A 26,451-nucleotide genomic window follows, 5' to 3' on the forward strand; every position below is an offset into this window, starting at 1 on the left:
AGTTCTGCGCCTGTTCCGAGGTCTGGTCCGCCAGCGCCGAGATGTTACTCCCACAGTGATCTGTGGTGTGGCTTGATCGTGTGATCAATGCAAAACCCTGTGGGAGCGGGCTTGCCCGCGAAGGCGGCCGCACAGACAACATACTTTTCAAATTGATAATAAAAAACCCGGAAGCTCTCACTGTCCGGGTTCTTATCATTCCAGCAGCAATCAGCGGTTGAACCGCTCCACCAACGAATACTGGGTGTTCGCAGTCTTGGTCAGCTCCTCACTCAACAACGCCGAGTTCTGCGCCTGTTCCGAGGTCTGGTCCGCCAGCGCCAAGATGTTACTCCCACAGTGATCTGTGGTGTGGCTTGATCGTGTGATCAATGCAAAACCCTGTGGGAGCGGGCTTGCCCGCGAAGGCGCTCGCACAGGCAACATACTTTTCAAATTGATAATAAAAAACCCGGAAGCTCTCACTGTCCGGGTTCTTATCATTCCAGCAGCAATCAGCGGTTAAACCGCTCCACCAACGAATACTGGGTATTCGCAGTCTTGGTCAGCTCCTCACTCAACAACGCCGAGTTCTGCGCCTGTTCCGAGGTCTGGTCCGCCAGCGCCGAGATGTTACTCCCACAGTGATCTGTGGTGTGGCTTGATCGTGTGATCAATGCAAAACCCTGTGGGAGCGGGCTTGCCCGCGAAGGCGGGCGCACAGACAACATACTTTTCAAATTGATAATAAAAAACCCGGAAGCTCTCACTGTCCGGGTTTTTATCATTCCAGCAGCAATCAGCGGTTAAACCGCTCCACCAACGAATACTGGGTATTCGCAGTCTTGGTCAGCTCTTCACTCAACAACGCCGAGTTCTGTGCCTGTTCCGAGGTCTGGTCCGCCAGCGCCGAGATGATACTCCCACAGTGATCTGTGGTGTGGCTTGATCGTGTGATCAATGCAAAACCCTGTGGGAGCGGGCTTGCCCGCGAAGGCGGCCGCACAGGCAACATACTTTTCAAATTGATAATAAAAAACCCGGAAGTCTCACTGTCCGGGTTCTTGTCATTCCAGCAGCAATCAGCGGTTGAACCGCTCCACCAACGAATACTGGGTATTCGCGGTTTTGGTCAGCTCTTCACTCAACAACGCCGAGTTCTGCGCCTGTTCCGAGGTCTGGTCCGCCAACTCCAAGATGTTGCTCCCACAGTGATCTGTGGTGTGGCTTGATCGTGTGATCAATGCAAAACCCTGTGGGAGCGGGCTTGCCCGCGAAGGCGCTCGCACAGGCAACATACTTTTCAAATTGATAATAAAAAACCCGGAAGCTCTCACTGTCCGGGTTCTTATCATTCCAGCAACAATCAGCGGTTAAACCGTTCCACCAACGAATACTGGGTATTCGCAGTCTTGGTCAGCTCTTCACTCAATAACGCCGAGTTCTGTGCCTGTTCCGAGGTCTGGTCCGCCAGCTCCGAGATGTTGCTGATGTTGCGGCTGATTTCTTCGGCCACAGCACTTTGCTCTTCGGTCGCGGCGGCGATCTGGGTGGTCATGTCGGTGATGTTGGCCACCGCCTCACTGATTCCCACCAGTGCCTGGTCCGCTTCCAGCACCCGCGCCACGCCTTCTTCGGCCTGACGATGCCCTGCTTCCATGGTTTGCACCGCAGTACCGGCGGTTTGCTGGAGCTTGGCGATCAGCGCATGAATCTGCCCGGTGGACTCGCTGGTGCGTTGCGCCAGCTGACGGACCTCGTCGGCCACCACCGCAAAACCACGGCCCATCTCACCGGCACGGGCCGCTTCGATGGCGGCGTTCAGGGCCAGCAGGTTGGTCTGGTCGGCGATGCCTTTGATCACGTCGACCACGCCACCGATTTCGTTGCTGTCCTTGGCCAGCTGGGTCACGGTGACGCCGGTTTCACCCACCACCACCGACAGGCGCTGGATGGCTTCGCGGGTTTCCCCGGCGATGTCACGACCGCGACCGGTCAGCCGATTGGCTTCCTGGGTGGCGTCGGCGGTGCGTTGTACGTGGCTGGCGACTTCCTGGGTGGTCGCGGCCATCTGGTTGACCGCCGTGGCCACTTGCTCGGTCTCGACCCGTTGACGTTCCAGGCCGCTGGAGCTGTTGTGCGCCAGTGCATCGGACTGCCTGGCCTGATCGGTCAAGTGCTCGGCCGTATCCTGCAGTCGCGTCAGACAGGTTTTCAAGCGTGCTTCCTGGCTGAGGATAGACATCTCCAGCCGCGCCTGGGCGCCGCGACTGTCGGTGTACATCTGTGCGATCAACGGATCGGAGGTGGTCTGCTCGGCCAGGCGCAGCAAACGCTTGAGGCCGCGCTGTTGCCACTGCAGGCCCATCAGGCCCAGCGGCACCGAAAGACCGGCGGCCAGGGCAAAACCCCAATGGGAGTTCAGCGATGCACCGATCATGAAGCTCAACTGGCTGACCAGGATGAACGGCAGCCAGTCCTGCAGGATCGGCAACCATTTGTCCGAGGAGGGGATGGCTGACTTGCCCTGGTTGATGCGTTGGTAGAGCGCTTCGGCACGGCGGATCTGTTCGGCGGTGGGCTTGACCCGCACCGACTCGTAACCGGTCACCTGATTGCCTTCGAAGATCGGTGTCACATAGGCGTTAACCCAGTAGTGATCACCGCTCTTGCAGCGATTCTTCACAATGCCCATCCATGGCAAGCCTTGTTTCAGCGTGCCCCACATGTGGGCGAACACCGCGGCCGGGACGTCGGGGTGACGAACCAGGTTGTGCGGTGCACGGATCAGCTCCTCTCGGGAGAACCCGCTGATTTCGACAAAGGCGTCGTTGCAGTAGGTGATCATGCCCTTGGCATCGGTGGTGGAAATCAACCGTTGCTGAGCGGGAAAGGTCCGTTCGCGTTGTGTAATAGGCTGGTTGTTACGCATGGCGTTTTCAATCCGTGAGGCTTTGACAGGGTGTCGGCGGGGGAGGGGATTTGTTGAGTTTATTTTTCAACAGCCGATGTCGCGCCAAGGGATGTACACAAAACCCCTGTGGGAGCGGGCTTGCTCGCGAAATTCTGTCAGACAACATCGATGTCAACTGAACGAACATCGTCGCAGCGCCGCCCGGAGCAAGCCCGCTCCTACAGTAGGTCGGGTCGGCTGGCGCTTTACGACGCCAGCGCCGACGCCTTTTTGAGCTTCGTATACCGATACCCGCGCCACGCCAGAATCACCAGCATGCCACACGTCACGCCGGTGGCATTAGCCACCATATCGCCCCATGACGCACTGCGCAGCGGCATTAAGCTCTGCTCCAGCTCAATCACCATCGAACCCAGCAACGGCCAGAACAACAACCAGATCAATCGCGTGCCGGGGAATGCCAGCCAGGCACTCACCGTCAGGCAGGCAAAACCTGCCCAGTGATGCAGCTTGTCCTGGTTCTCGAACACCTGAGGCACCGGCTCACCGCGCATTCCGGCAACAACCAGCACCAGCAAGATCACGAAAAACGCCAGCTTGGGCAGGGCACGCAGGATTCGCTGCTTCATTCGGTGACCTTGTAGAAGTTGTTGTGGAACAGGTCGATGTTGCGACGCTCCGTCAGGGAATACAGCGAGTAGCTGCGCGCCAGTGCGGCACCACCGTCACGGGTCAGCGGCGACCACGCCAGGGTGGCACGGCGGGTGGTGGAACTGACCATCAATTCGTCGAACGGAATCGAGAAGTAGATACCTTTGCCGAAACTACCTTCGCCGTACTCATCCTTGGTCGCGTTGGTCATCGTCACCCAGCCACCGAAACGCACGCCATTGTTGAATTCACGGGACAAGTCCAGGGTAACCCCGTAGTCCTTGGCCAGATAACGCCCAACGCTGACCGCACCGAGAATGTCCTGGAAGGCACTGCGGTAGTAAAGCGTGGCATTACCGGTGATGGTGTCGTAGTCACGCAGACCAAAGCCCTGATCGAAATCACGCTGCTTGACCCAGTTCATGTCCACACCCACGGCCCAGCGTTCGCCCATCGGACGATACAGCGCTTCGCCACCGACACCGGCGAACATCGACTCCAGATAACCGCCATACAGCATGCCGTAAAGGTCCTCATCCAGCCGTTTGACCTTGTTCATCTGGAAGGTCGGCATGGTGACTTCAGAAGTCGTCATGTACTGGCGCAGGTCGGTACGTACACGCGGCAAGCCGCTAGGTGCGTCGTACTTGAACTTGTCGAAGTTGTTCGCCAGGTTCGCGCTCAGGGTACCGCTCCACCACAGGTCAGGCTTGAAGCGATATTCGCCGTTCAAGTCCGCACTGAACTGGTACAACAGGAACCCGTCGGGGCCGCCGACGTTTTGCTTGTAGCCCAGGCCCAAGCCATAGCTGAGCGGGTCAGGCTTTTGCTCGAACAGGGTCTTTTCGTGATGCGGTACCGGGACGTTCATCTCGGTGACCCGACGCAGGTCTTCCAGCGGACGATCCTCTTGCACCACTTCGCGGAAGGTATCCCGCGGCAGGCTGACTTCCTCGACCGGCAAGCTGTAGCGCGTGTCGACCATGGTGAACCAGTCGATTTCGTCGTTGACGCTGTTGTCCAGAATGCGCGAAGCGCGGCCGACCGCTTTCGGCGTATAGAAATAACGGCCTTGCTCGCCATAAACAATGACTTCGGAATCCCGCTGGGTGATGCGCGAAACCGTGTAGCCCGCGTTCTTTTGCAGGCGCTTGGCGACACCGGCCCACTGCACATCCTGCGGCGCAACCATGGGTTTGGTGTCGGACACAGGTTCAGGCTTGGGGTCGAAGCTCTTGGTCGGCGCCTTGCGGGTGGCGAAGTTGGTGTGCATGGTGATGCCGAACATCGCGGTGTTGCCGCGTTCCCAGGCAGCGTGCAGGTCGATCCAGTCGTTGGCTTTGAAGACTAAGCCGAGGTTGATTGGGGAGTCCTGGACCTGGTTGTTGTTCTGCGGCTCGTGCTGGTAGTCGTTGCCTTCGTATTCGAGCTTCAGAGACAGAGGGTCCCAAGGTGTTTGGTAGTTCACGCCGCCGAAGAAGGAGGGTGAGCCGCGGAAGTACTGGTTGCCGTTAAAATCACCGGCTTGGCTATTGGTAGATGCAGGGCGTTGATCGAACTTGTCATCAATCCAACCCAATGGATTGTCCATGTCACCACGATTGCCGATGTAACCCCATGCCAGGCCCAGGCTCAGGTCAAAATTGCCAAAGCGTTTGTTGCCGACAAAATATTCGCTGGAGAACAAGCCGGTACCACCAATGTCTCGCGCACCCAACGCCACTTGCGGAATCCAGTGCGTTTCCTCGAGCAGACGTACTTTGGCGTCAATCGCCTTGTCTTTATAGCTCTGGTCGCCACTCAACGATGACGGACCATAATCGCGGTTAGAGATAGCGGTGTACCGAAACGACCCCTCCAACCAATCAAACGGCTGAAACGACACGCTGTAACGACTGTAAGGATCTGTACGGTTAGCGTTCAAAGACAACTCACCCGCAGGCGCCATACGCGCAGTAGGCGTTTGCAGCAGCCCCACGCCACCGAAGTCATTCTGGGTATAACGCGGCTCTGCCACCGCCCACGTGCTGCAACCCAGCAGCAAGCAAGGGATCAAGTGATACTTCATGGCTTCACCTCCAGCAATGGCTGGGTGGCAATGAAGGCAGCCAGTTCGGTATTCAGATCAGGTGTGAGGTCGCCTTGCTTGCTGTTGTGCACCGGCACATAAATGCGTGCGCCCGGGGCCGGTGGTACGGATGTGGTTTCGTTCCACAGAGCCACGCCGTCTTTGAATACCCGGCCGTCAGGCTGAATCACGAACAGCCAGTCGCCGTCAGCGTCTGGATCGAGCGGGCAAGCCTCGAGATAGTCGATAGCTGCTTGCAACGGCTGGAATGGCAATTCGCACTCAGCCAGCACCGCGCCTACGACCCGCACCGTGGTTGGGCGAGGCGGGTAAAGCAGCACATCACCGTCACTCAGAACGCGGTTATTGATGCGGTCCAATTCAACCTGCACCGGGTCAAGTTGGGCGACCTTGCGCCCGGTCACCGGCATGGCCTGCACCTTTTCGCGCAGGCGCGCGGCAAGCGTTGCCAGACCAGCCTGATCGCCCGCCAGTGCATTACTGTGCAAGGTCGACAGATCGAAAAGAACACCCACCTTCAGACGCTCTTGCGCATCACGCAGAGGGGTATGCAGCCAGGCTGCACCGAGCAGATAAGCCTTGGGATTTACCTGAGCCTCCAGCAGCACGTCATGCAGGCGGGTGCCATCCACAATCGAGTAACGCCCGGGCTTGGCGGCATCGCCTTGCAGCGTGACCAGCGAGTCGGCATTTACGGCAAAAGTCATGAGCAGGCTGCAGCAAAGCAGCCAGGAAGAGCGAAAAATCATTGCACTACCGGCTTATTCGGGCGCACTTGAACAATGCGTAGGGGCAATTCGGGGGTGAGGTGTTGCTCGCTGGCCATGATGAAACCGTCGGCCGGATCGATCCAATATCGGTTCTGCGCGGTGAAGCCCAGGCCGTCCATTGAGATCTCTTCGTCCACGCGCAATAACTCGACATCGCGGTCGAGGATGTGCACGGTCTCCAGGCCCTTCCTGTTGAAAACGCTGGTCACGCTGACACCCATTCGATAACCGTCGGTAAAGTCCACCTGACGTCGGGTTTGCAAGCCATCGGGGATGCGATGCAGTCCGGTCTTGAACGGGGACATGCCTTCAAAACGGGTGCCATCCAGATTGTCGTTGAAGCCGACACTGCGAATGGCCAAGCCGTCTTCAAGCATCAGGATCTGGCGGGTCGAAGCCATCCAGAAGCCGACACCATCCTGCAGACGCACCAGTGCCATCACGGCTTCACCCGTAGGGGCCGCAATGGTGATCTGGTAGTAAGGCGTTGCATCAACTTGCTGGCGGGTCAGCTCCAAGGGCTCAGGCCCTTCGAACGCGACCTTCAGCGTGTCCATGGAAGCGGTCATCAACGGATTGCAGGCGCTCACCAGCAAGGAGGCCACCCCCAGGGTGGCCAGTCGCAGAAATTTCACAAGAATTCCAAATCTTAGTTTTCGCTGCCCATGTCATCTTGAATAGCAACACCCGTACGCAGCAGGTTGGCTGTTGGGAAGACCTGGCTGATAAAGCGGTTCCAGCGGGTGACATCGGCCGGGCCGACATAAACCACATCCTGCGGCTTCAGCTTGAACTGCTGGGCAAGGGCAAACGCAGACGGCGACTTCAAGTCGATCTGGAACACCTTGACGGGTTCGTCTGCCAGATTCTCAACTCCACGGATTACATAAACCTCCTTGCCGCTGGAGGTTTCCTGACGCAGGCCGCCAACACTGCCAAGGGCATCGGTGAGATTCATGTTGCTGCCCTTGAAAACAAGCGGACGAGCTGCAGTGACTTCACCCAACAAATAGACCTTTTTCTGGTCGTTGTAAGGCAGGTGCAATTGGTCGCCGTCTTTCAGGTAGAGATGGTGCAGGTTCGAGTTTTTGCGATTGAGCGCGTCGAGATCGATCAGGTACTCACGGCCGTCGCGCTTGAGCACCAGTCCGGAAATATCGGCAGTGCCGGTTTGTACTGAACCTTGGCCAACAGCGTCCAGCAGGTTCAAAGGCGTGTTGGTGATCGGCAACTGGCCAGTTTTACCAAAGGCCCCCGAGAGAATCACTTTCTGACTCACAAAGCGCAGGATGCTGACGTCCACCTGGGGCTCGGCAACAACCTTGGACAGGCGCGAGGCAATGATCGAACGCAGTTCGTCAATGGTTTTTCCGGCCGCTTCGATGGTACCTACATAGGGATAGAAGAGCGTGCCATCCGGGCGAATCAGGCGTCCGTTTGCTTCAATTTGCTGCTGTGGACCGGACGGAGCGGTCAGCTCGGGGTGATCCCAAACGGTGATGTAGATCAGGTCGCCGGCACCAATGCGGTATTCGGTTGGCTGGTAACGCAGCAGCTCCGGAGCAACCACGTTCGAATGGTCTGCCGCCGCTTCAATAGCGACCAGCTTCGGTGTAATCGGTACCAGCTCAATGCGGCTGCTTTCCGGTGAACCTTCTCGTACCAGATTGCCCGTGTCCATGTGCTGACCAGGGGAGAAAATGCAGCCTTGCAGGGTCAGGCCAACCAGCATGGCCAAGGGAAGCGCGCGATTCATTGTAGAAATTGCTCGAAGAGAATAGGCAAAACAAAACCTCCCAGCAGGGCTGGGAGGTTAGCGTATCGAACTTTAAGCGGGGGGCTGTTACCGAGTGGTACCAGTAGTGCCGGTAGTACCAGTGGTGCCGGTAGTACCTGGGGTACCGTCGTTACCGCCGCCGCCACCGCTGTTGGAAGCAGCAACGCCAGCAGCGATTACGCCAGCGCCGATTGCCAGACCAGTACCAACGGTTACACCGCCAGCGATTGGAGTGGACAGGGACAGGCCGGAGTTTGCACCAGGCGTTTTAGCAGCGGTGCCAGGGGCTTTTGCTGGTGCCGTTTCAGCAGCCATCAATGGCAGGCTGAGGGAGGTTGCGAGGGCGAAGGCCAGTAGCTTTTTCATGGTCATGCTCCTTGAAAGGATAATCCTTTGGGGTTATTGGGTTAAGGGTATTGCAAGAAGTGTCTGTTTTGCAAGCTACAGTTGCGGGTATGTACTATTATTTTTCAATAGTGACAACTGTTTGCCTTCGACCTAATCGGAAGTCTATCAAAAAAATGTGCATTGTCTGGTTTTCTGAATGGAAACTGAAATGTGCATATAAATCTTTACTCGAATGGATAAGCCCAAAGCAAGCTCGTTTCAAATTGGTTCAATATTTAATAGATAATCAATGATGATTAAAATGGTTGGTTATCGAAACTTATTAATTTGTTTAGATTTTGTCTTGAGTTACAGATGCGGGTAAAATAATTCTGCTAGAGGATATAGTAGTTTTTTTAGCGCTAAGTTATGACTTCGCTACTTCTTAAAAACCCCAACAATCTGTTTGTTCTCGAAAACAAGGAGTGAAGTTATATTATGAGTATCCATGAGAAGTAGTGCATCCTCCACGCGAGTCCCCGATGCTACCATTATTGGATCGCAGCACATGAACTCTGCTGCAGTTTTTTCAAATACAGCTTCGCTGTATCGATCAATAGCTCGACGAATATCACCATCGGTTACCAACCCCCAACCGGAAATGGATTTTACAATGGCAAGGCCAAGACTACCTCGAGTCATTGTTTGAATGACATCCAGAATCTTTGAATCTGCTTGAACAAATGGCAAGTTGGAGTCTGTCATTTCGTCCTCCACTTTGCTCAACAGTCGCCGTCCTAAAGAGCCCCCTGGGTGGAAGCGAGCAAAATTTTCGGGTCTGAAGTCACGTGCATTCATAAGTGTTACCGCTAACGCATCGCCCATAGCAAGCGCGGCAGTTGTGGAAGATGTCGGTGCCAGTTGCAATGGGCAAGCTTCTTCTTGAACGCCGACATCTAGATGGTTATGGGCCGCCCTAGCAAGTGTCGAAGTAGAATTGCCAGTTAATGCAATAAGATAGTTGTTGTTCCCTCTGAGAAATGGAATCAACTTTACAACTTCATCTGTTTCGCCGGAGTTTGAAATGGCGACAAATATATCGTCCGGAGTAACCATGCCAAGATCGCCATGATAGGCTTCGCCTGGATGCATGAAAAAGCTAGGTGTACCAGTACTTGCTAAGGTGGCGGCGATCTTTTTCCCAATAATGCCAGACTTTCCCATCCCGCATACAATTACCCGGCCTTTCGATTCTAATATATGTTGTACGGCTTCTGTAAAAGATTCATTCAGTCGATCAGAGAGGCGAGCAACAGCCTTGGATTCGATTTCAAACACTTGCTTCGCAATTTCAATAAAGCTGTATTTTATCATAGGGGTTTTGATGAGCTTATGATGTGAAAACTGGCTCGCATATCGAAATAATATCAACATCCATCAAGCTTATGTCGTCGAAATAAGTGATGTGATCGGTAAATATTATATTTCATGAGAGGGTTTGGCGTTTTTTTACTTTTTAATGTGTATGGGGTGTTCGGGTTGGCGGTTGGTTTTTTGAATTCAAAGTTGAAATGTAAAGTCGTTCTATTTTTGATGCCATGATGTTCGCATTAAATTTCGTTTCATAGGTTTCACGGCAGTTTTTTTCGAAAAACGCAGCAGGTTTTGCTTCAAGTGTAGCTAAGCAATGCTGGAAGTCTTTCTCAAAGTTTTCTATGGAGAAAATTAACCCATTAAAGTTGTCAGAAATAATGCTTGGTAGCGCTCCTCTGTCTGAGGAAATAACAGGCGTGCCAGCGCGTAGAGATTCGATAGCAACCAATCCAAAACCTTCCCATCTGCTAGGCATAACTACAGCTGTGTAATCTGCATATTTCTTTTCTAATTCTTCCGGGGGGAGCCACCCCAAATAGTTTATATTCGGAGTTGAATGGCGTTTTTTCGAGTCGCCCAGTACTTGCTCGCCAGCGACATCTAGCGTGAATGAAGTGTTGTATTTTGCAAAATAATCGACGATTAAATCAAAGCCTTTTTGGTGGTCAAGGCGTCCAACAAAAAGAAGTTTTCCATTTCTTTTGTTGGATTGTTTTTGCAATAGGGTATCGCTCACTCCATTTTCAATTAAGTGAACTTTCTTTTTATGGGTTGCATTGCAAAGTAAGTTGAATTCGTAATGTGATATGGCAATCGTGGCGTCGCTGAGAAATGATAGTAGCCCTTCTGTAAAGGTTAATAGCTTTTTCTTAATGCCGGTGACTCTTTGCGGGTCAAAGGAGACTCCGTGCGATTGATATATTATTTTTGCAGGAAAAAAAACAAGCGCGAGTCTTCCAATAGCTCCAGCAAAAGAACTATGAAGATGTACGATATCAGGCTTTAGCTTTAAATATACGTATATCAGTTTGGCTGTAAAAAGCACCAGGCCTAAGATTGACCTGGACCCCCTATAGGTGAAGACTTGTTGTGAAGGGTTAATGTAGCTGGCATGAGATTCGTTCACGAGCACAAACGTATTGTGAGTTTTATTTTGGCTGGATAGCAGTTCATTTATGACGGTAGCAACCCCACCCTTTGCATACTCGGCAACATGAAGTATTTTTAACATAGTAGATCTCTGGGCAGGAATATAATTGGCCGCTAAATACGCGATTTTCCACAGTGAGTTACTGAAATGGAGGATTTTATAGAGTTGTCAGGATGCAGAGTTTTATTTTTTGAAGACTCAACGCTTTATGCGGTTTAAGAAAAAAAATAAAATTGACTTCAGTTTGAATTTTTTTGAGAAGAATTTTTTATATATAAGCCTTTTAGTGAACATAAAACCGCTTAATTCAAAGTGGTTAATGTTTTCACAGGTTGATGCGCGTTGTCTTATTTCTGGTATTGATTGTATTGGGAGCATCCTTCGCTGGTAATCCATGCGCGAAGGAGACTGAAGTATTATGGATGCAATTTCTTCGCTTAAATCCACCGACTCGTGAATTCTCCATCCGGCAACCGAAAGCATTGGGGTTGATCTGTAATCAAAGACTATTGCTGGAATTCCGTAGTTGGCTGTTGTGTTTATTATCGAACTTGGCGTCGAAAATACAGCAGTGTAACCTGATGTCACGCAATCCTCGAAAGATCCCGAAGTCATATTGCGTTCAGGCGGGATTTTCAAAGCCTCAACTATTGATATGTCAAATATCCTATAGTTGTACGGTATGTTTAGGATTTCGAGTTGGGCTTCTAGGTTTTTTATTAGCTTAATTAATCTCGGGAATTCCGCTTGATTGAATATTGGATTGTTGGCCGCGGTAATCAAGAATAGTGGTGAGCTGGTCGTTGTAGGTGTGGCTGGGTTGTGCGATAACATACGTATAGGCCAATATAATTTTAGCTCGGCGTTAAATTGTTTGAAGTATTCAAGTGCGGATAGATCAGTGAAGAAAATTTGTGTGTAGCAGTCTTCGCTTAGGAGTGCTGTTTTTTTTGCTTTAAGAAGTTTGTTTTCAAATGAGTTGCTGAAGTCAAATATTCCGTCTTGCAGAAATACCACTTCCAGGCCTAGGGCTTTCGCTATTCTACAGATTTTTCGCGCTTCTTTATCATGATCGATACAGCTAAAAACTATATCATAGTTAGAAAGAATTCTTTTTATTGGCCATAGTGGTGAATACCCGAATGTAAGTTTGCTAGAGCTCGGTAGATGCTTTAACTCTATAAGCTCTTCAAAATAATCTCTTGGCTGTAAGAATAAAATATTCATCGGTGATAGATGTTTGGTATTTTGTTATTTTGATATGAGGAAGTCATGCTTATGTCGTTACTGGATTCAGTTGAGGTTGTGGTTTGTTGTACGGCGTTTTAGCATTCTTTAGCGTCGCATAGATAAAGGCTCCAGCGAACCAGAAAATAGGTAGGAGGACTTCATCTTCCGTCAGACTCATTAGCATCAGGCTAAGAAAGCCAGAAATTAAGAAAGCACGGTTTCTGTGTTTTAGTCGATTGGCTTTACGATAGAGGCCATAAAGAACAGCGATAAAACACAAGAAGAACACAGAGCCGAATTGATAAGTGATGAATAAAGGTAGGTTATGGGGGTTTATGGGCATTGTCTTTGTTAGGTCTGCGTCGGTGAAAACACCAAATAAAAAATTAACAGGGTCTTTGGTAATCTCATAAAAATAGGCAGGCCAGGTATTTATTCGTGACTTTCCATTGCCAGAGTCAAAGCCATATATTGCGCGCTCTAAAATTTGGTCGGTGTCTGAAAATATAAAAATAAATGAAGCTAGCGCTGTCATAATTATTGCAAAATATACGATGCTTGCAGTTTTTCTTTCAAGTATTGCACGTATCGTCAGATAAGTCAGGAGCCCAACGTAACCTCCTTTTGAAAAGGTTAATAGTAGAGATGCTAAAATCAAACTCTTGCAAATAAGCTGTAGTTTTTTGCTCTCTGCTCTGCATGTGTCCGTGAACATATACATAAAAATTAGACAAAAAGACCACCTGTTGGGATCTAGGTAAAAGCCGGAGTATCTATAGCCCCAAGTGTCAGCGAAAACAAATGAGTCTAATGAGTTTATCAAAATCTTTCGTGACTCTGATGCTTCTCCGTTGAAAAGTATAACTAGTTCAGCGTGATCTCTTGTGGCGATAGTGAAAAGAAAAGCCAAAATGCCCAGTGAATTCATTACTATGAAAAAAACCATAGCGATTTTGCCGAATTCTTTTGTTCTTGAAAGATTGCATGTGGTTGTGAAGATGAAAAAAGGAAGTATTAAAAGGAAATAAATAAGGATATGTATTTCGTCACCAATTCCGCCAAAGTTTCGTGCTGTAAACGCAATAAGCATTAATGATGTAAAGAATAATAAAATTGCTACTGGTTTAAGTTTTATTTGCTTTGGTTTAAGAGTGGCTGATATTAAGAAAAAAGCTGAAAATAGTACGTGGAATGGAGCTAGTATTGATATGTTTTTGATAAAGATCGATAGCAATAAGAGAGTCGTGACTAAAGTAAATCCGGTTTTGTTATTCATCTGTGATCTCGTGGAAAAAGTCATCTATAGACCGTAGGCACTTATTTGTTGGTAGACTTTTGATGAGGTGTTCAGCAGATAGTATGGCATCTGATATTTCATGCGTTGAAGCGCTAGTGTCTATTAGTTTTCCATGAGAGATGTATTTAAAAGCTTCCGGGACGCCTCCAATATCGCTTCCGATAACATAGCATCCGCAGTTTGCAGCTTCTAAATAAGCTAATCCAAAGGCTTCTTCGAGTTCTGTTAATAAAAGAAAGATGTTGTTGTTAGAGTATATCTGTGGGAGTTTGCTCTGGTTTACTTGACCTAGGAAAATAACATCTTCGCTGATTGCGCTTTGTGAAACTTGTGTTTTTAAATTATTAAGATATGCGCCATCACCTACGATTGTCCATTTTATATCTATGCTTGGGTTGGATTTTTTCAAATATAAGACAGCTTCAAATGATTTTTTGTATCCCTTCCTCTCAACGATTCGTGATACGGATACTATTCGTATTTGATTTTTATGCTGTTGCGTTGAGGCGGGATAAAATAAATTTTTATCTATGCCGTTGTGCGAAACTTTGATTTTATCAAGAATGCCGTTGGTGTCTATATCTTTAGAAAAACGACCTTTAATGTACTCTGAAACAAAAAAAATTTCTTTGCAGTGTGCCAGGCATTTGCTGTAATTGCCCTTAAAGTTAATAAAGTTGGCCTTTCGGTTGTTTTGTTGTAGAAGGGGTTCGACGCCATGAATAATGCATTTGACTTTTTTTAAGTTTTTGTTGCTTAAGTAGAGGCCCGCGCAATAGATGCTAGCGCCATCGTTGCAAATTATTAAATCATATCGATTGGCATGAAATATCAAGAAGGGAGCGTATGTCATTGGCCATAACTGTAGAATTGCTTTTTTTAAAAACCTTGGAAGGTTTGATGACCTGAGCCAGTTAAGGGAAAGAATATCTATCTCAACGTTTAATTTTTTGGCTGTGTTGAATATATTTTGAGCAACGCTGCCCGCACCACCTATTGCAGGTGGGTACTCATGGCTGAAAAGCAATATTTTTTTCATGTTTTATTAAATTGGACGCAGTCGCAAGAATTAGTTATATGCTCAAACCCTATCTATCTACAATATTTGGCGGGTTGCATTAAGAGGGCATTGTTGATAGTTTAGTGTTTAATTGCATGTTTGTTTGGGTTTTAAACAAATCGGCATTCATGTGCTAGCCTGTTTGATATTTGATTTCTCTTCACTGAGCAGTTTCATTTCTAAGTAGTGACCACTTGCCTTCCATATTAATGAGCATGCGAACACCAAGAACAAGGAGATTGGGACTGCGTTGTAGTAATTAAAATACTCAAGTGTCTTTGCGGTGATAAGAAAAATTGGGAGCATTAGGATGTTACAGCGGAATAATGCTTTGTCTTTTTTAAGGGCATAAAGAGAGTAATGAAAGGCCATGCTCAATGCATGGGCGCTGAATGCAAGCATTAAAATATAGAAAGAGTTTAGCTCGGCTATATAAATTGGTTTGTCAATCCAGATTAGTACGTATTTTATGACTAATGTACAGGCGATTGAATAGATAGCACATACTGCTATAGTTTGAGTTAGCATGGATTTAAATGTTGTTTTGAATTCTTTTGGAGAGTTTCTTGCGGACTTTATCATGCTTGGATAATGATATGCATAAACCCCGGAGTCGAGTAGGGATATCATTGCATTTGATATTCCAATAAATAAAACATAGGGGGCTACATGTGTGATGCCTTGAAAGGCTTCTATCATGTATCTGTCAAAGGTGAATATACCTCGCGCAGATAGTGTTGATATTAATATGGGTATTGAAATTATCAGACCCTTTTTTACCCATGAGTAATCTAAGCGTAAATTGCACTCTATAGAAATATTTGTTACCAGTGCGGCGATAGCAATGGATATAATTCCTCCGGCAATCCAAGAGTATAAAACGCTTTCTATTGTCCTGGTTTCAGGAATAAACCACAAAATTGGGGATATTACGATGACCCATGCGCTTGTTCTAATAAATAGCACAATGTTTGAAGAAAGCGGTCTGGAAATGGCAATAAGCACTCTGCTCTGTTCTTGTCCCACATGCTCGATGATAAGAATTACTATAAACAAACTTATAATGTTGCTAGGTATTTCTTGAGAGATCATTGCTAGAATAATGATCGGAATGGCTATGATGTATGAAAATACAAGAAGGGTTGCGTGGTTTTTTATTATTGCGCCCCATTCCTTTCTGGTTGATGAGGCAAGCTCTCTTGTAGTGAAGCAGTAAAACTCTAGGCCAAGTATGTAAACGAGATAGCCTGCAGTCGCAGTAATTAATCCGTAGACTCCAACGTCTTTTGGAGGAAGTAGTTTGGCTAGTAATATTATTAAAAAAAATTTTGAGAATAGCGTTGTCAATCGGATGCTAATGCTTAATATTTTCTCGACTGTTTTACTGTTGGTAATCATGGTCGCTCATAATTTATTTTTGCAAGAGGCCTTGATTCGTTGAATGTTTGGCTGCATTTCTCAAGGAATTGATTTAGTAGATATTTTTCGATAGTAGTGTAAGTGGTGTCTTTATAAGGATTTTTATATCCAGCCACAACGACCAGTTGTTGATGTACGCAAGGTCCAGTTCTACACGCTTTTCCATCTTGTCGATGGTTTCTGTCTCGCCGCGATAACCACTGATTTGAGCAAGCCCGGTAATTCCCGGTTTGATTCGGTGTCGAGCCATATAGGCATCGATTTTTCCGGTGTAGTAATCGTTATGTGCCACGGCGTGAGGGCGAGGACCTACCAGGGACATGCGGCCTTGCAGGGCATTGAACAGTTGCGGCAGCTCGTCGAGGGACGTGCGGCGGATGAACTGACCGACACGGGTGATTCGCGGGTCATTGCGGCTGGCCTGCTTGACCTCTTTGTCGTCATGCACGCGCATTGAGCGGAATTTCCAGACCTTGATGATCTTGCCGTTCCAGCCGTGGCGTTTCTGTTTGAACAGGATCGGGCCAGGGGATGAGCATTTGACGGCGATGGCGGTGGCCAACAATACCGGGCTGAGCAGAATGATCGCGATGAGTGCGACGGTCCGGTCCATTATCGCTTTAGAGGCGGCGGCGGTAGGGTAGGACGTCAGTGGGCTCTCGTTCAGGTGAATGGCGGGAAGGCCTTCGATATCACTGACGGAGTGGTTGAGCAGGATCAGGCTTTGCAGGTCCGGGGTCCAGATGACGTCGACGCTGGAGTCCAGCAGGTCGATGTACAGACCTTCGATCTGTTCGGCTTCTGTCAGTGGCAATGCGATGTAGAGGCGCCGAATCCGGTGGGTTGCGATCAGGTCCCGCAGGTGGGCAAGGCTGCCAATCACCGGGTAAAGGCCATTGCTGGGCGAGGGTTGGTCGTCCGCGGCTACCAGGCCAACCAGTGGTTCGTTTCTGTTGCGAACCAATTTGTCTGCGAGTTCTTGGGCCAGGTCGCCGGTGCCGATAATCAGAGACGTACGTTCTGATTGCAGCTTTTGCTGGTAACGCCGGGAGAGGTTATGCAGCGGCACATAGAGACAGGCTTGGAGTGCGAAACCGCCGAGCGCGAGGCTAATAATAACTTCGCGGGAAAAAAGCTCACTGGTTTTGGTGATAAACGCCACGACGGTCAAGCCGGAGAGTAGCACCAGCCAGCCAGCCAGCAATCGGCCTAGCCCGACCAAATAGCCATGGTGTTTATGGTAGACCTGCATCATGGAGTAGGCGGGTACTGAGCCGAGCAGCATGAATGCCGCGAGTATCCGGTAGTGGGCTTCGACTTCCCCTGTCTTTATGGTTGCCAGTGCGCAGAGCAGGAGGATGAGTGCGGAGATTGCGCCAAGCCATTGGGTCCAGAACGTAAGACCGCGGCCGGCTGGTAGCTTGGTGTTGCGCTTGCGAATCAAAATAATGTCCCTTGCGTCGATTTTGGACATAGCCTTCCTGGGGTATGCCTGCTGCGGGAGTTTTCACTCCATGCCGCTTTGGTTGCTGTTTGAGCCTCTGGCACAAACCGGTCTGTGTCGTGGCGTTTCCCTTATCCTTGACAGGGAACGCACTCGCCTTGGCCAATATCAAGGTTTTGGGCACGCTACCGCCCCAGGATTGACCGTTGGTTTCCTGAGAACGTGCGCCGTGGGTGCGACGAATGAGCCGATGCGCGAGCGCTGGCATTTTTGGGGAAGAGGGTCAATCAGGCAGGCCGAGTCTGTGCTCGGAGGATAATGAGTCTGTCCTTGACTGCTGCACAACGCGAGGTTTGTGCAATGGCATCCTGCCGGAATGGGAATATACCTCAGCCGACGGCGTATTCTACGTTTTTGTTAGGAAATGTGAAGGTATAAAACAGGCTCATATGGGGTTCGGACGGACAAAATTACCAATAACCAGTGAAAAGCCGATTGCAGCCGATAGCCCAGTGTTTATTGGGCGAAGTGCCACTATGCGAGCCATCATGCGATCGATTCTGGGGTATGTGCCGAAGGGGGGAGGGTTTCGATGTTGCGCATGGTTGGGTTGGTTGGCTGAGAGGGCGTCGTAAAGCCGGTAAATGTGTTTTATCTGTAGAGCCGCGGTGGCTGGTTTTAGGGTCGCTGCGCGGCCCAGCGGGGGCAAGCCCCCTCGCCACAGATGTGCGCCAGGCCGGGGATTGATGTTGACTGCTATCAGGTCTTTTCTATGGCGTTGATCGGGATGCTGAGGGTGTGTTCGCGGTGCAGGAGCTGGAGCAGGATCACGATGCGTTCGGCACCGTCGCGGGCCAGGAAAATCGCTTCCAGTTCTTTGTAGCTGCCGCGGTTGATGCGCACCCGGTCACCGGGTTCGAATGCTGCGTACTCTGTGGGTGCCTCGCTGAGTTGCTGTTGCAATTGCTCGATCAGATCGTCAGCGACCGCAATCGGTTGTTTGCCGAACGTCACCAGTTGGTTGACCCCGCGGGTAGAGCGGATCGGGTGCCAGTTGTCGTTGAGCTGGTCGAGCTGGATAAACAGGTAGCCGGGGAAGAGAGACTCTACCGAGGTGCTGCGGCGACCGCGTTGAATGCGTTCGACCTGTTGTGTAGGTCGGTAGCAGGTGAAGCTCTGGCGAGTCAGGTTTTCCTCGGCGCGGGCATCTTGCCGGGGTTTGCACTGGATCAGGTACCAGCGTGGGGGCGGGTGCGGGCGAGGCATGCTGAGGGCTCTCATGGGTGAATCAGGGCAGCGGCGCTGCCCTGATGTCCGATGTCACTTTTTGTCCGAGGCGTATTCGTATTGATAATAGCTGTAGCTGCCGTAGCCGTAGGCTGAAGCCTTGCGTTCCACGGCGTTGAAGATCGCACCCTTGACCACGATACCGTTCTGTTCGAAGCGACGTTTGGTTACGGCAATTTCCTTGGCGGCGTTGACGCCAAAACGGGTCACGATCAGGTTCGTGCCGGACTGGCGGCCCACCAGGGCGGCATCGGTTACGGCGAGGATTGGCGGGGTGTCGATGATCACCAGGTCGTACTGGCTGCTGACTTGCTCCAGGAACCGGGTGAAGTTGCTGTGCATCAGCAATTCCGACGGGTTGGGTGGGATCTGACCGCGGGTGATGACGTGCAGGTTGTCCACTTCGGTGGAGTGGGTTGCCTTGTTCAGATCAATCTTGCCGGCGAGGAGGTCGGACAAACCGTTGCTCACGTCCATGCGGAACATTTTGTTCAGGTAGCCTTTACGCATGTCGGCGTCGACCAGCAGTACCTTTTGCCCGGTCTGGGCAATGATCGCGGCCAGGTTGCACGATACGAAGGATTTACCCACGGCCGGGCTTGGGCCGGAAATCATCAGGATGTTGTTCTTCGCTTCAAGAGTTGCGAAGTGCAGGCTGGTACGCAGGCTGCGCAACGATTCAACAGCGAGGTCGGCCGGGTTGTTGACGGCGAGCAACAGTGAGCCGGTAGAGACGCGGTTGTTGCCTTTCAACGTACCTTCAATCTGGGATTGGCCCTTGCTGAGAGGGATCGACGCGTAAACCGGGATGCCGAGTTGTTCGATGACCTCCGGGTCTTCGACGCCACGATTCATGGCTTTGCGCACCAATACGTAGGCCACCGCAATAAAGCCGCCGAGCAGCGTTGCAATCAAAACGATCAGCGCTTTTTTCGGTTTGACCGGTTTTTCGATGTTCGCATCCGCCGAGTCGATCACGCGGACGTTACCTACCGTACCGGCTCGGACAATATCCAGCTCCTGGGTTTTGTTCAGCAACTGCGTGTAGATGTCGGTGGTGACTTGCATGTCACGAGTCAGGCGCAGTAATTCCTGCTGGGTTTCTGGCAGGTTCTTGACCTTCTTTTCCAGTCCGCGTTTCTGCTGATCCAGCTGACCCATTTGGGTCATCAGTGCCTGGTATGACGGATGTTCGCGGGTGAAGCGGTGTTCCATTTCAGCTTGCTTGAGCTTCAGCTCGGAAATCAGGGTTTCCAGGGCTACGATCTGATCGAGTACAGCTTTGGTTTCGATAGTGATGTCTACGGAGCGAGCACTGCTCTGGTAGGCATTCAACTGACCTTCGGCCTTCTCAAGTTGCTTGCGTACATCCGGCAACTGGGTGCGTAGAAACTCCAGGCTTTGTGCGGCTTCGGCGGAGTTACGCTGGACGTTCTGCAGTACGTAGAGGCGGTTGATCTCATCCAGCACCTTGTTGGCCAGATCGGGATCTTCGTTTTCCAGCGACAGCGCGATGATGCCAGATTCCTTGCCACGTTCTGCGGCCGACACATCTTCCTGGTATTGCAGAATAGTGTTGAGACGACGCTGTTTGGTAACAGTGAACAGTGCACCAGCATTGGCGTTCAGGGTGGCAACTTGTAATTTGAAGCCATTTTGCTCAAGTTTCTCACCCGCCTGACCATGGAGGAGGACTTCGTCATCGTCATTCAGGAGGGTGAGGGCGCCATTGCCTTCTGCGCGAAGTGTCAGCTCCTTGCCCAGGTAAGCATCCGGCACTTCCAGTTGGAAGATATCGAGTTTTTCTCCACCCCAAGTGAAGCTGTCCAAGCCGAGTGAAGGTGAGGCCACCTGGTTTTCACTCACCGGCTCAAAGCGCCGGCTCAGAAAACGGCCAATCAGCGGGAAGTAGTTCGGCTCAACAATAATATCGAGCTTCAGGTTCTCCACAGCCTTGCCCAGAACCGCGCGGGATTTGAGCAGCTCAATCTCGGTCACCGCCGGAGAGGTGCCGCCGAACATCTCGCTCATTTCCGCCATGCCGCCCAGCGCAGCCATGCCGCCTTTTTTCTCTTCAACCTGCACCAGCGCATTCGCCTGGTAAATCGGCGTCGACAACACGGCATACGCAACACCCACCGCGCAAAAGAACGCTGTGATGCCAACAATGATCCACTTGCTATCGATCAAGGTGCCGAAGAGTGCGAGCAGATCGATGTCGTCATCGTCGTCGCGGTGTTCCTGGATGGGGAGGCTGTTTGGGCTTTGCATGCGGGGTACTTTTGCAAGAGGTGATTATAGTTTTTGCGACCAGCTGTCGACGCCTTGCGTCATCAGTAGGTAGACGTGATCGAAAGCGACTTTCTGCTGACGGTAGGGGTCGGGGATTTCCCGGTTGTTCTGCCACTTGCCTAGTAGAAACGTCTTGCCGCGGACTTCCGGAGCCATTCGCGCAATGCTCTCCACGTGACGTTGTTCCATGGTCAGGACTATATCCGCCTGTTGCAGCATTTCTCGAGTTAGTTGGCGGCCTTTGTGGTCCGGGAGATCGCCACCATGTTCGCGCAGTACTTCCAGCGCGGTCTTGTCCATGGGTTTGTCCACAAGGGCGCCGAGGCCCGCAGAACTGACGTCGATGCCGCGATTGGCCAGCTTGCTTTTAAGCAGGGCTTCGACGGTGGGGCTGCGGCAGATGTTGCCGATGCATACGACCAGGATTTTATTGAACATAGGGGCTGCGCAGGTTGCGAAATCGTGTGTGATGACCGCACAGGCAGCAGGAGGAGGGGGGTGGGCTTCCTTTCCAACGCAACAGTACGGCTTTCTCCGGTGCATTACTGCCGCCGGGGCCATTTCAAAAGTGTGCACTTTAGTGGCGTAAGGGGGGAGGGTCAAGGCTCGGCTGTTACTTTCTATCATACGGGCGTTTGCCATTGCTGGTGGCATTACTATGCCGGCATCGGATGGGTGAGCAGGCCGAAGTGCAGCAGATTCAAGTCAAAGTGCGTGGCGTTGCCAAGCAGTGATAGCACGGGTAAAGGCCTTTGCGCCGGCAGTACTCGACTAGGTCGATCTCGGACAAGCCGGCCGCTAAAAGGACGACAGAAAACTTAGTTTCGGTTGATCAGTTCTCGGTCAGTGGCTTGTTTTCGGGCACTGCATTTCGTTCAGAACTGAACTGCTTGCAAGTTGGACAAAGGCATTTCGCTGACCCCTTCGCGTCAAGAAACCTCGGTCATCATCAGACTCAGTGGAGGACGCAGCATCTTGAGCAATGCGGCTCCGCGTTCATATGAATGATACGGCACGACCAGTCGCTTCCTGCCCCCGATATGCTTTTTTAGGAGAAATTGGCGAAGCGACAACTATCCAGGTACCGGAGGTCGAGCTAAAGAAAGGTGAGGGCGAAACAGGCGTGATCACCCCACCAATTCAAGCCTAAATATACGAGTAAGCTTGTTCACGATGAATGATAACGTGACCCCGCGCTGGCCTTCGTACCATCCATCACGACCGAGGCAAGAGGCTCACTGCGCCATCTTCGCCATGACTTGCCTATAACCTGTTGCTGTGGCTAGTACGGCACCTTTACCTTGAGCAATTAGTATACTGTCTGCAACTTCGCGAAATGCTCCGGTACCGCCCGCAGCTATCAACACATGCGTCGCAGCTGCTTTTACGTAAACCGGTGCATCTGCCACCGCGAAGGACAAAGCGCATGCTGCAAAGGCCGGCAGATCGATGCAGTCGTCGCCGATGCATGCCGTTTGTGCAGCACTGACGCCGGCTTCGGCCATCAGTTGATGGCAGGCGGCCTGCTTATCCTTCACGCCGAATTGGCAGAGCGTTATGCCCAAATCCGCCACGCGATTGCGTAGCGTCGCCGAATCGCGGCCTGACAGCACCGCCACCCGCACACCATTTTCTTCAAGTAGGCGCATGCCCATTCCATCGCGGACGTGGAAGCGCTTCAGGCACTCGCCAGTTGCGTCGTAATAGATGCCGCCGTCGGTCAGCACACCATCCACGTCAGTAATCACCAAACGAACATCGTCCAGCGTAGGCAACGCCGCAAGGGGTAGGCCACTCATCAATGCTCGCACCCTTTCCAGGCACTCCGGCGTGTCTACACCCGGGCCGGTCGGTTCTACCCGATATGCTCGAATGCAGTATCCAGCAGCCATCAGTCGCAATTGTTCAAGTTTTTCTGCGTGCTCGAGCATCGGTTCCGGCAGGCTGCTGAAGTCGGCCAGGACGTCGCGACGAAATCCATACACCCCCACATGTTTGAGGTATTCGGCAACTTTGCCGTCCCTTGGGTACGGGATCGGAGAACGACTGAAGTACAGCGCGTTGCCATTGTTGGCCAGTACCACTTTCACCGTATTCGGTGTGCCAGCTTCGTGAGCTTCGATCGGGTGACACAACGTACCGACTTGTACTTGTTTATCAGCAAGCATGCCGGCGGCGAGGGTATCGATGTCGGCCGGGCGCACCAGTGGCTCATCACCTTGTAGGTTGATGTAGATGTCCGCCTCGACCTGCGCCATGACTTCGGCCAGACGGTCGGTTCCGGACGGATGATCTGGTGAGGTCATTACGCAAACCCCCCCAAACGTTCGAACCGCCTCCGCGACGCGCTCGTCGTCGGTAGCAACCACGACAACTTGAGCATGAGTAACTTGCAGGGCCCGTTCATATACGTGCTGCACCATGGGTTTGCCCGCGATATCGGCGAGCGGTTTGCCGGGCAGACGTGTTGAGGCATAGCGTGACGGAATGACTATTGCGACCCGTTGATCTGTACTTGTCATGTTCGGAATCCTTTCATCAAAAAACGTTGCTTCAGGCAATGTTCAATGGTTTGAACGACTTGACAAGATCGTCCAATGCTTTGATCTGAGTCAGGAAGGGTTCCAGCTGATCCAGCGGCAGCGCGCTCGGGCCGTCACATTTGGCCTCATTCGGGTTCGGATGCGCTTCCAGAAACAGTCCCGCCAGTCCCACGCCCATGCCGGCACGTGCCAGTTCAACCACTTGTTCGCGACGACCACCGGATGCTGCTCCCGATGGATCGCGTTGCTGGAGCGCGTGGGTCACGTCGAAAATGATCGGCAAGTTCTCGCAGGTGCGCTTCATCACGCCGAAGCCCAGCATGTCCACCACCAAGTTGTCATAACCCAGGCAAGTGCCGCGGTCACAGAGGATCAACTGATTGTTACCGGCTTCCTTGAACTTGTGCATGATGTTCTGCATCTGCGATGGGCTCAGGAATTGTGGCTTTTTGATGTTGATCGGTTTGCCCGTATTCGCTAGTGCCATGACCAAGTCGGTCTGCCGTGCTAGAAATGCAGGCAGCTGCAGAACGTCGACGACTTCTGCGACTGGCGCAGCCTGGTAAATCTCGTGCACATCTGTAATCACCGGTACGCCGAACTCAGCCTTCACAGCTTCGAATATACGTAGGCCCTCTTCCATGCCAGGGCCGCGATAAGAGTGGATGGACGAACGGTTTGCCTTATCAAAGCTGGCTTTGAACACGTAAGGAATGCCCAGCTTTTCCGTAACGCGCACGTATTCGGCGCAAGCAATCAGCGCCAGATCCATGGATTCAAGTACGTTGATTCCGCCGAAGAGCACGAAGGGTGAGTTGTTGGAGCATTCGATAGTCGGGGTGATTTTAATCACGATAATAGTTCACTTGAATATGATGAGGGGAGGACTTGGTGTTGATGTCGGTCGCCTTTATTGCGGTCCGGCATCAGTTACCGCGGTTTAGGGGATGGATTGGGCTGAACGGTAATTGTCATATCAGCCATTGAACCAACAGACAAGCTTGCTTTCAATCGGACTCGGTCATTTGCGGTCATTGAGTAAGAGTTTACGTAATAGTGCAAAAGCTTCCGGGTGCGCTGTTGATCGAAAACGAATTCGTTGTTTAGGCATTTTTTTAGTTCGGCATCGCTGCGCGACGGCTTAAGAGTAATCGCATTCACCGGTCACGACAACCGGACGGCCGTGCAGCAACGCTTCCACGCCAACGCCGGAGTTTATTATGAACACAGCATTCGCGCCTGAGATGAGGTCGTGCACCGAGGCGTCGGACATTTCAAACGCACCAGTACTGGCGAGTGCTTCCAGAGTTTTCTGAACCGTCAAGCTGTTGCAGTAAGGGTGACGCTTGACCCGAACTTTCGTCGGGCTGCCGTAGTAGTGGTCCGCGACAGTGTGGACTAGTTCGACACCCGCGATCCCTGCAAGAGCTGCTACGGTGGCCGGCGGTGTTTGCATAGCCACAAAGACGTAGTCATCTGCAAATGTGATGAGCGCTGTTTTTTGCGAATGCTTGGATGCGTTGTTATGGATGTAAGTGGCGCGAAGTTCGTTTTCGGTCTCGGTCAGGACTGGGGCGTTGTAATCCAAACTCGATTGTTCAATCGGTTTATGGATCGTCGCGAGCGAGGAGTTGAGCCTGCGAAATCTTGGTGATCATGCTGCAGTGGGCGGCCAAGGGTACTTTAAGGATGTGCAGATGATTGGTGTTCAGAGGCGCAGTGGTGCGGTAGCTGACGATGCGCGCACCCAGAGTCCGAGGGTCACAGTTCCTATAATTCCACTGATGTTTAGGGGCGGCTGATGTCATCACTTGGTAATAGTTGGCCTTCTTCTCGGGCGTTTACCTTGCAAGCAGGACTATCCCGCCATCGGGTAGGTGAACAGTGCGAAGTGCATCAGGTTCAAGCCGAAGTGGCTGAGGATGGCAGCGCCCAATCCACCGAAACGGTAGGCGACGCCGTAACCGATCCCGGCCAGACTCGCCAGTACCACCCATTGCCAGCCGGCCCCCGCGTGGGCCAGGCCGAAAATCAGAGACGCCAGCAGCAGGGCGAGGTTTTCACCCCGGGGCAGGTTTTTCATGATCCGGCTCAGGCCGCCCTGGATATAGCCGCGAAACAACGCTTCCTCGACCAGGGTTACCAGCAGCAGGTTGTTGACCATCCATAGCCAGCCCTGGTCCGGCCATTTCGGCGCCCAGGCGATGACGCCCATCAGCAGCGCGCCGCCCAGTGCCAGCACGGCGCTCAAGGTCAGTGCCAGTGCGGTGGCATATAGAAAGGAGCGCAACGGGCAACGACCGACAATCCATGGGCAGGCCAACAGCAGCCAGAAGCCGATCAGGGGTTTGTCCAGGTTCAGGAACATGGAAAACGGGATGGCGTTTTCGCTGAAACGCTGCAGCGCAATGCCGCGACCGTTATGGAAGCCCGGTAGCCAGTGCAATGCCAGGGCCAGCGCCAGGACGATGAACAGGCCGTGGCCGAGGATGCGTAGACCAGGAATCACGTGCTGGCGAGCGGTGAAGCCTGCGGTCAACAGCAGCATCACCGAGATTGCCGCCCGCCAATCGAGGTGACCATAACTCAGCGCCAATCCGTAGCCGAGGGTGAGCAGGGCCAGAAACGTCCATGGCAGGGCAATCATCTGAAGTCCTTGTGTCGGGATTTCGCTGTGCACCCCGAATCCCCTGTGGGAGCGAGCTTGCTCGCGATGACGGAGTGTCAGGCAACATTGTTGCTGAATGTATCGGCCGATCGCGAGCAAGCTTGCTCCCACAGGTTGTGTGTCGGACACAATATTCGGGGCGATACCCTTTCAGGTGGCGCGCGATTATAGGGATGTAGG

The 26,451-nt window shown here is 51.7% G+C and carries 21 protein-coding genes and 5 pseudogenes; all 26 read right to left on the reverse strand.

Annotation, left to right across the window (positions count from 1 at the left end):
* Positions 1–210 precede the first annotated feature (210 nt).
* Positions 211–333: pseudogene (locus tag Q8X48_RS28130) on the reverse strand (methyl-accepting chemotaxis protein); the annotation flags it as partial.
* A 161-nt stretch (positions 334–494) separates the two neighbouring features.
* Positions 495–617 (reverse strand): annotated as a pseudogene (locus Q8X48_RS28135) (methyl-accepting chemotaxis protein); the annotation flags it as partial.
* Positions 618–778: 161 nt separating this feature from the next.
* Positions 779–901: pseudogene (locus Q8X48_RS28140) on the reverse strand (methyl-accepting chemotaxis protein); the annotation flags it as partial.
* A 160-nt stretch (positions 902–1,061) separates the two neighbouring features.
* Positions 1,062–1,184 (reverse strand): annotated as a pseudogene (locus Q8X48_RS28145) (methyl-accepting chemotaxis protein); the annotation flags it as partial.
* Between the two features lie 161 nt (positions 1,185–1,345).
* Entirely contained in the window at positions 1,346–2,911 is a 1,566-nt protein-coding gene (locus Q8X48_RS28150) for a methyl-accepting chemotaxis protein (protein ID WP_126046451.1), read from the reverse strand.
* A 227-nt stretch (positions 2,912–3,138) separates the two neighbouring features.
* Positions 3,139–3,522: a teicoplanin resistance protein VanZ gene (locus tag Q8X48_RS28155; protein ID WP_126046450.1), complete on the reverse strand. Its 384-nt coding sequence runs from the start codon at positions 3,520–3,522 to the stop codon at positions 3,139–3,141.
* Positions 3,519–5,612 (reverse strand): YjbH domain-containing protein, encoded by a 2,094-nt coding sequence (locus Q8X48_RS28160; RefSeq protein WP_407802258.1) that lies wholly within the window; start codon positions 5,610–5,612, stop codon positions 3,519–3,521. The genes Q8X48_RS28155 and Q8X48_RS28160 overlap by 4 nt, the downstream gene beginning before the upstream one ends.
* Positions 5,609–6,340: a capsule biosynthesis GfcC family protein gene (locus Q8X48_RS28165; RefSeq protein ID WP_407802259.1), complete on the reverse strand. Its 732-nt coding sequence runs from the start codon at positions 6,338–6,340 to the stop codon at positions 5,609–5,611. Before Q8X48_RS28165 ends, Q8X48_RS28160 begins: the two co-directional genes overlap by 4 nt.
* Positions 6,341–6,378: 38 nt before the next feature.
* Positions 6,379–7,038: a YjbF family lipoprotein gene (locus tag Q8X48_RS28170; RefSeq protein ID WP_407802260.1), complete on the reverse strand. Its 660-nt coding sequence runs from the start codon at positions 7,036–7,038 to the stop codon at positions 6,379–6,381.
* 14 nt (positions 7,039–7,052) lie between these two features.
* The gene (locus tag Q8X48_RS28175) at positions 7,053–8,159 is read right to left on the reverse strand and encodes a polysaccharide biosynthesis/export family protein (RefSeq protein ID WP_407802261.1); all 1,107 of its coding nucleotides are present in this window, start codon (positions 8,157–8,159) and stop codon (positions 7,053–7,055) included.
* An 87-nt stretch (positions 8,160–8,246) separates the two neighbouring features.
* The gene (locus Q8X48_RS28180) at positions 8,247–8,546 is read right to left on the reverse strand and encodes a hypothetical protein (protein ID WP_407802262.1); all 300 of its coding nucleotides are present in this window, start codon (positions 8,544–8,546) and stop codon (positions 8,247–8,249) included.
* A 399-nt stretch (positions 8,547–8,945) separates the two neighbouring features.
* Positions 8,946–9,941 carry a KpsF/GutQ family sugar-phosphate isomerase gene (locus tag Q8X48_RS28185; RefSeq protein WP_407802263.1) on the reverse strand — a complete coding sequence of 332 codons (996 nt, stop codon included), beginning with the start codon at positions 9,939–9,941 and terminating at the stop codon, positions 8,946–8,948.
* An 82-nt stretch (positions 9,942–10,023) separates the two neighbouring features.
* The gene (locus Q8X48_RS28190; RefSeq protein WP_407802264.1) at positions 10,024–11,112 is read right to left on the reverse strand and encodes a glycosyltransferase family 4 protein; all 1,089 of its coding nucleotides are present in this window, start codon (positions 11,110–11,112) and stop codon (positions 10,024–10,026) included.
* 117 nt (positions 11,113–11,229) lie between these two features.
* A complete protein-coding gene (locus Q8X48_RS28195) occupies positions 11,230–12,258 on the reverse strand; it encodes a hypothetical protein (protein ID WP_407802265.1) in 1,029 nt (342 codons plus the stop codon).
* 49 nt (positions 12,259–12,307) lie between these two features.
* Entirely contained in the window at positions 12,308–13,537 is a 1,230-nt protein-coding gene (locus Q8X48_RS28200; RefSeq protein ID WP_407802266.1) for an O-antigen ligase family protein, read from the reverse strand.
* The gene (locus Q8X48_RS28205; RefSeq protein WP_407802267.1) at positions 13,530–14,597 is read right to left on the reverse strand and encodes a glycosyltransferase family 4 protein; all 1,068 of its coding nucleotides are present in this window, start codon (positions 14,595–14,597) and stop codon (positions 13,530–13,532) included. Before Q8X48_RS28205 ends, Q8X48_RS28200 begins: the two co-directional genes overlap by 8 nt.
* Before the next feature lie 147 nt (positions 14,598–14,744).
* A complete protein-coding gene (locus Q8X48_RS28210; RefSeq protein ID WP_407802268.1) occupies positions 14,745–16,016 on the reverse strand; it encodes a hypothetical protein in 1,272 nt (423 codons plus the stop codon).
* Positions 16,017–16,089: 73 nt separating this feature from the next.
* Positions 16,090–17,511 (reverse strand): undecaprenyl-phosphate glucose phosphotransferase, encoded by a 1,422-nt coding sequence (locus Q8X48_RS28215; protein ID WP_407802269.1) that lies wholly within the window; start codon positions 17,509–17,511, stop codon positions 16,090–16,092.
* A gap of 729 nt (positions 17,512–18,240) precedes the next feature.
* Complete coding sequence (gene rfaH, locus Q8X48_RS28220) at positions 18,241–18,747, reverse strand: transcription/translation regulatory transformer protein RfaH (RefSeq protein WP_407802270.1); 507 nt, start codon at positions 18,745–18,747, stop codon at positions 18,241–18,243.
* A gap of 54 nt (positions 18,748–18,801) precedes the next feature.
* On the reverse strand, positions 18,802–21,039 hold the full coding sequence (locus tag Q8X48_RS28225; protein ID WP_407802271.1) for a polysaccharide biosynthesis tyrosine autokinase: 2,238 nt from the start codon (positions 21,037–21,039) through the stop codon (positions 18,802–18,804).
* 24 nt (positions 21,040–21,063) lie between these two features.
* Positions 21,064–21,498: a low molecular weight protein-tyrosine-phosphatase gene (locus Q8X48_RS28230; RefSeq protein ID WP_407802272.1), complete on the reverse strand. Its 435-nt coding sequence runs from the start codon at positions 21,496–21,498 to the stop codon at positions 21,064–21,066.
* Positions 21,499–21,799: 301 nt separating this feature from the next.
* Positions 21,800–22,034, reverse strand: a pseudogene (locus tag Q8X48_RS28235) (IS3 family transposase); the annotation flags it as partial.
* Between the two features lie 261 nt (positions 22,035–22,295).
* Positions 22,296–23,582, reverse strand: coding sequence for a 3-deoxy-manno-octulosonate cytidylyltransferase (gene kdsB, locus Q8X48_RS28240; protein WP_407802273.1), 1,287 nt, complete (start codon positions 23,580–23,582; stop codon positions 22,296–22,298).
* Positions 23,583–23,613: 31 nt separating this feature from the next.
* Positions 23,614–24,456 (reverse strand): 3-deoxy-8-phosphooctulonate synthase, encoded by an 843-nt coding sequence (gene kdsA / locus Q8X48_RS28245; protein ID WP_407802274.1) that lies wholly within the window; start codon positions 24,454–24,456, stop codon positions 23,614–23,616.
* Positions 24,457–24,744: 288 nt separating this feature from the next.
* Entirely contained in the window at positions 24,745–25,191 is a 447-nt protein-coding gene (locus Q8X48_RS28250; protein WP_407802275.1) for a capsular polysaccharide export protein, LipB/KpsS family, read from the reverse strand.
* A 270-nt stretch (positions 25,192–25,461) separates the two neighbouring features.
* Positions 25,462–26,250 (reverse strand): CPBP family intramembrane glutamic endopeptidase, encoded by a 789-nt coding sequence (locus tag Q8X48_RS28255; RefSeq protein WP_407802276.1) that lies wholly within the window; start codon positions 26,248–26,250, stop codon positions 25,462–25,464.
* Between the last annotated feature and the right edge of the window lie 201 nt (positions 26,251–26,451).

The sequence above is a fragment of the Pseudomonas sp. QLc11A genome (assembly GCF_052112305.1).
Taxonomy (GTDB): Bacteria; Pseudomonadota; Gammaproteobacteria; order Pseudomonadales; family Pseudomonadaceae; genus Aquipseudomonas; species Aquipseudomonas laurylsulfatiphila.

Coding starts and splice junctions, on each gene's coding strand:
- Q8X48_RS28200 (WP_407802266.1), bottom strand. CDS start 13,537: ATGAATAACAAAACCGGATTTACTTTAGTCACGACTCTCTTATTGCTA.
- Q8X48_RS28255 (WP_407802276.1), bottom strand. CDS start 26,250: ATGATTGCCCTGCCATGGACGTTTCTGGCCCTGCTCACCCTCGGCTAC.
- Q8X48_RS28185 (WP_407802263.1), bottom strand. CDS start 9,941: ATGTTGATATTATTTCGATATGCGAGCCAGTTTTCACATCATAAGCTC.
- Q8X48_RS28165 (WP_407802259.1), bottom strand. CDS start 6,340: ATGACTTTTGCCGTAAATGCCGACTCGCTGGTCACGCTGCAAGGCGAT.
- Q8X48_RS28150 (WP_126046451.1), bottom strand. CDS start 2,911: ATGCGTAACAACCAGCCTATTACACAACGCGAACGGACCTTTCCCGCT.
- kdsB (WP_407802273.1), bottom strand. CDS start 23,582: ATGACAAGTACAGATCAACGGGTCGCAATAGTCATTCCGTCACGCTAT.
- Q8X48_RS28190 (WP_407802264.1), bottom strand. CDS start 11,112: ATGTTAAAAATACTTCATGTTGCCGAGTATGCAAAGGGTGGGGTTGCT.
- Q8X48_RS28195 (WP_407802265.1), bottom strand. CDS start 12,258: ATGAATATTTTATTCTTACAGCCAAGAGATTATTTTGAAGAGCTTATA.
- Q8X48_RS28155 (WP_126046450.1), bottom strand. CDS start 3,522: ATGAAGCAGCGAATCCTGCGTGCCCTGCCCAAGCTGGCGTTTTTCGTG.
- Q8X48_RS28160 (WP_407802258.1), bottom strand. CDS start 5,612: ATGAAGTATCACTTGATCCCTTGCTTGCTGCTGGGTTGCAGCACGTGG.
- Q8X48_RS28225 (WP_407802271.1), bottom strand. CDS start 21,039: ATGCAAAGCCCAAACAGCCTCCCCATCCAGGAACACCGCGACGACGAT.
- Q8X48_RS28230 (WP_407802272.1), bottom strand. CDS start 21,498: ATGTTCAATAAAATCCTGGTCGTATGCATCGGCAACATCTGCCGCAGC.
- Q8X48_RS28175 (WP_407802261.1), bottom strand. CDS start 8,159: ATGAATCGCGCGCTTCCCTTGGCCATGCTGGTTGGCCTGACCCTGCAA.
- Q8X48_RS28180 (WP_407802262.1), bottom strand. CDS start 8,546: ATGAAAAAGCTACTGGCCTTCGCCCTCGCAACCTCCCTCAGCCTGCCA.
- Q8X48_RS28210 (WP_407802268.1), bottom strand. CDS start 16,016: ATGATTACCAACAGTAAAACAGTCGAGAAAATATTAAGCATTAGCATC.
- rfaH (WP_407802270.1), bottom strand. CDS start 18,747: ATGCCTCGCCCGCACCCGCCCCCACGCTGGTACCTGATCCAGTGCAAA.
- Q8X48_RS28205 (WP_407802267.1), bottom strand. CDS start 14,597: ATGAAAAAAATATTGCTTTTCAGCCATGAGTACCCACCTGCAATAGGT.
- Q8X48_RS28215 (WP_407802269.1), bottom strand. CDS start 17,511: ATGTCCAAAATCGACGCAAGGGACATTATTTTGATTCGCAAGCGCAAC.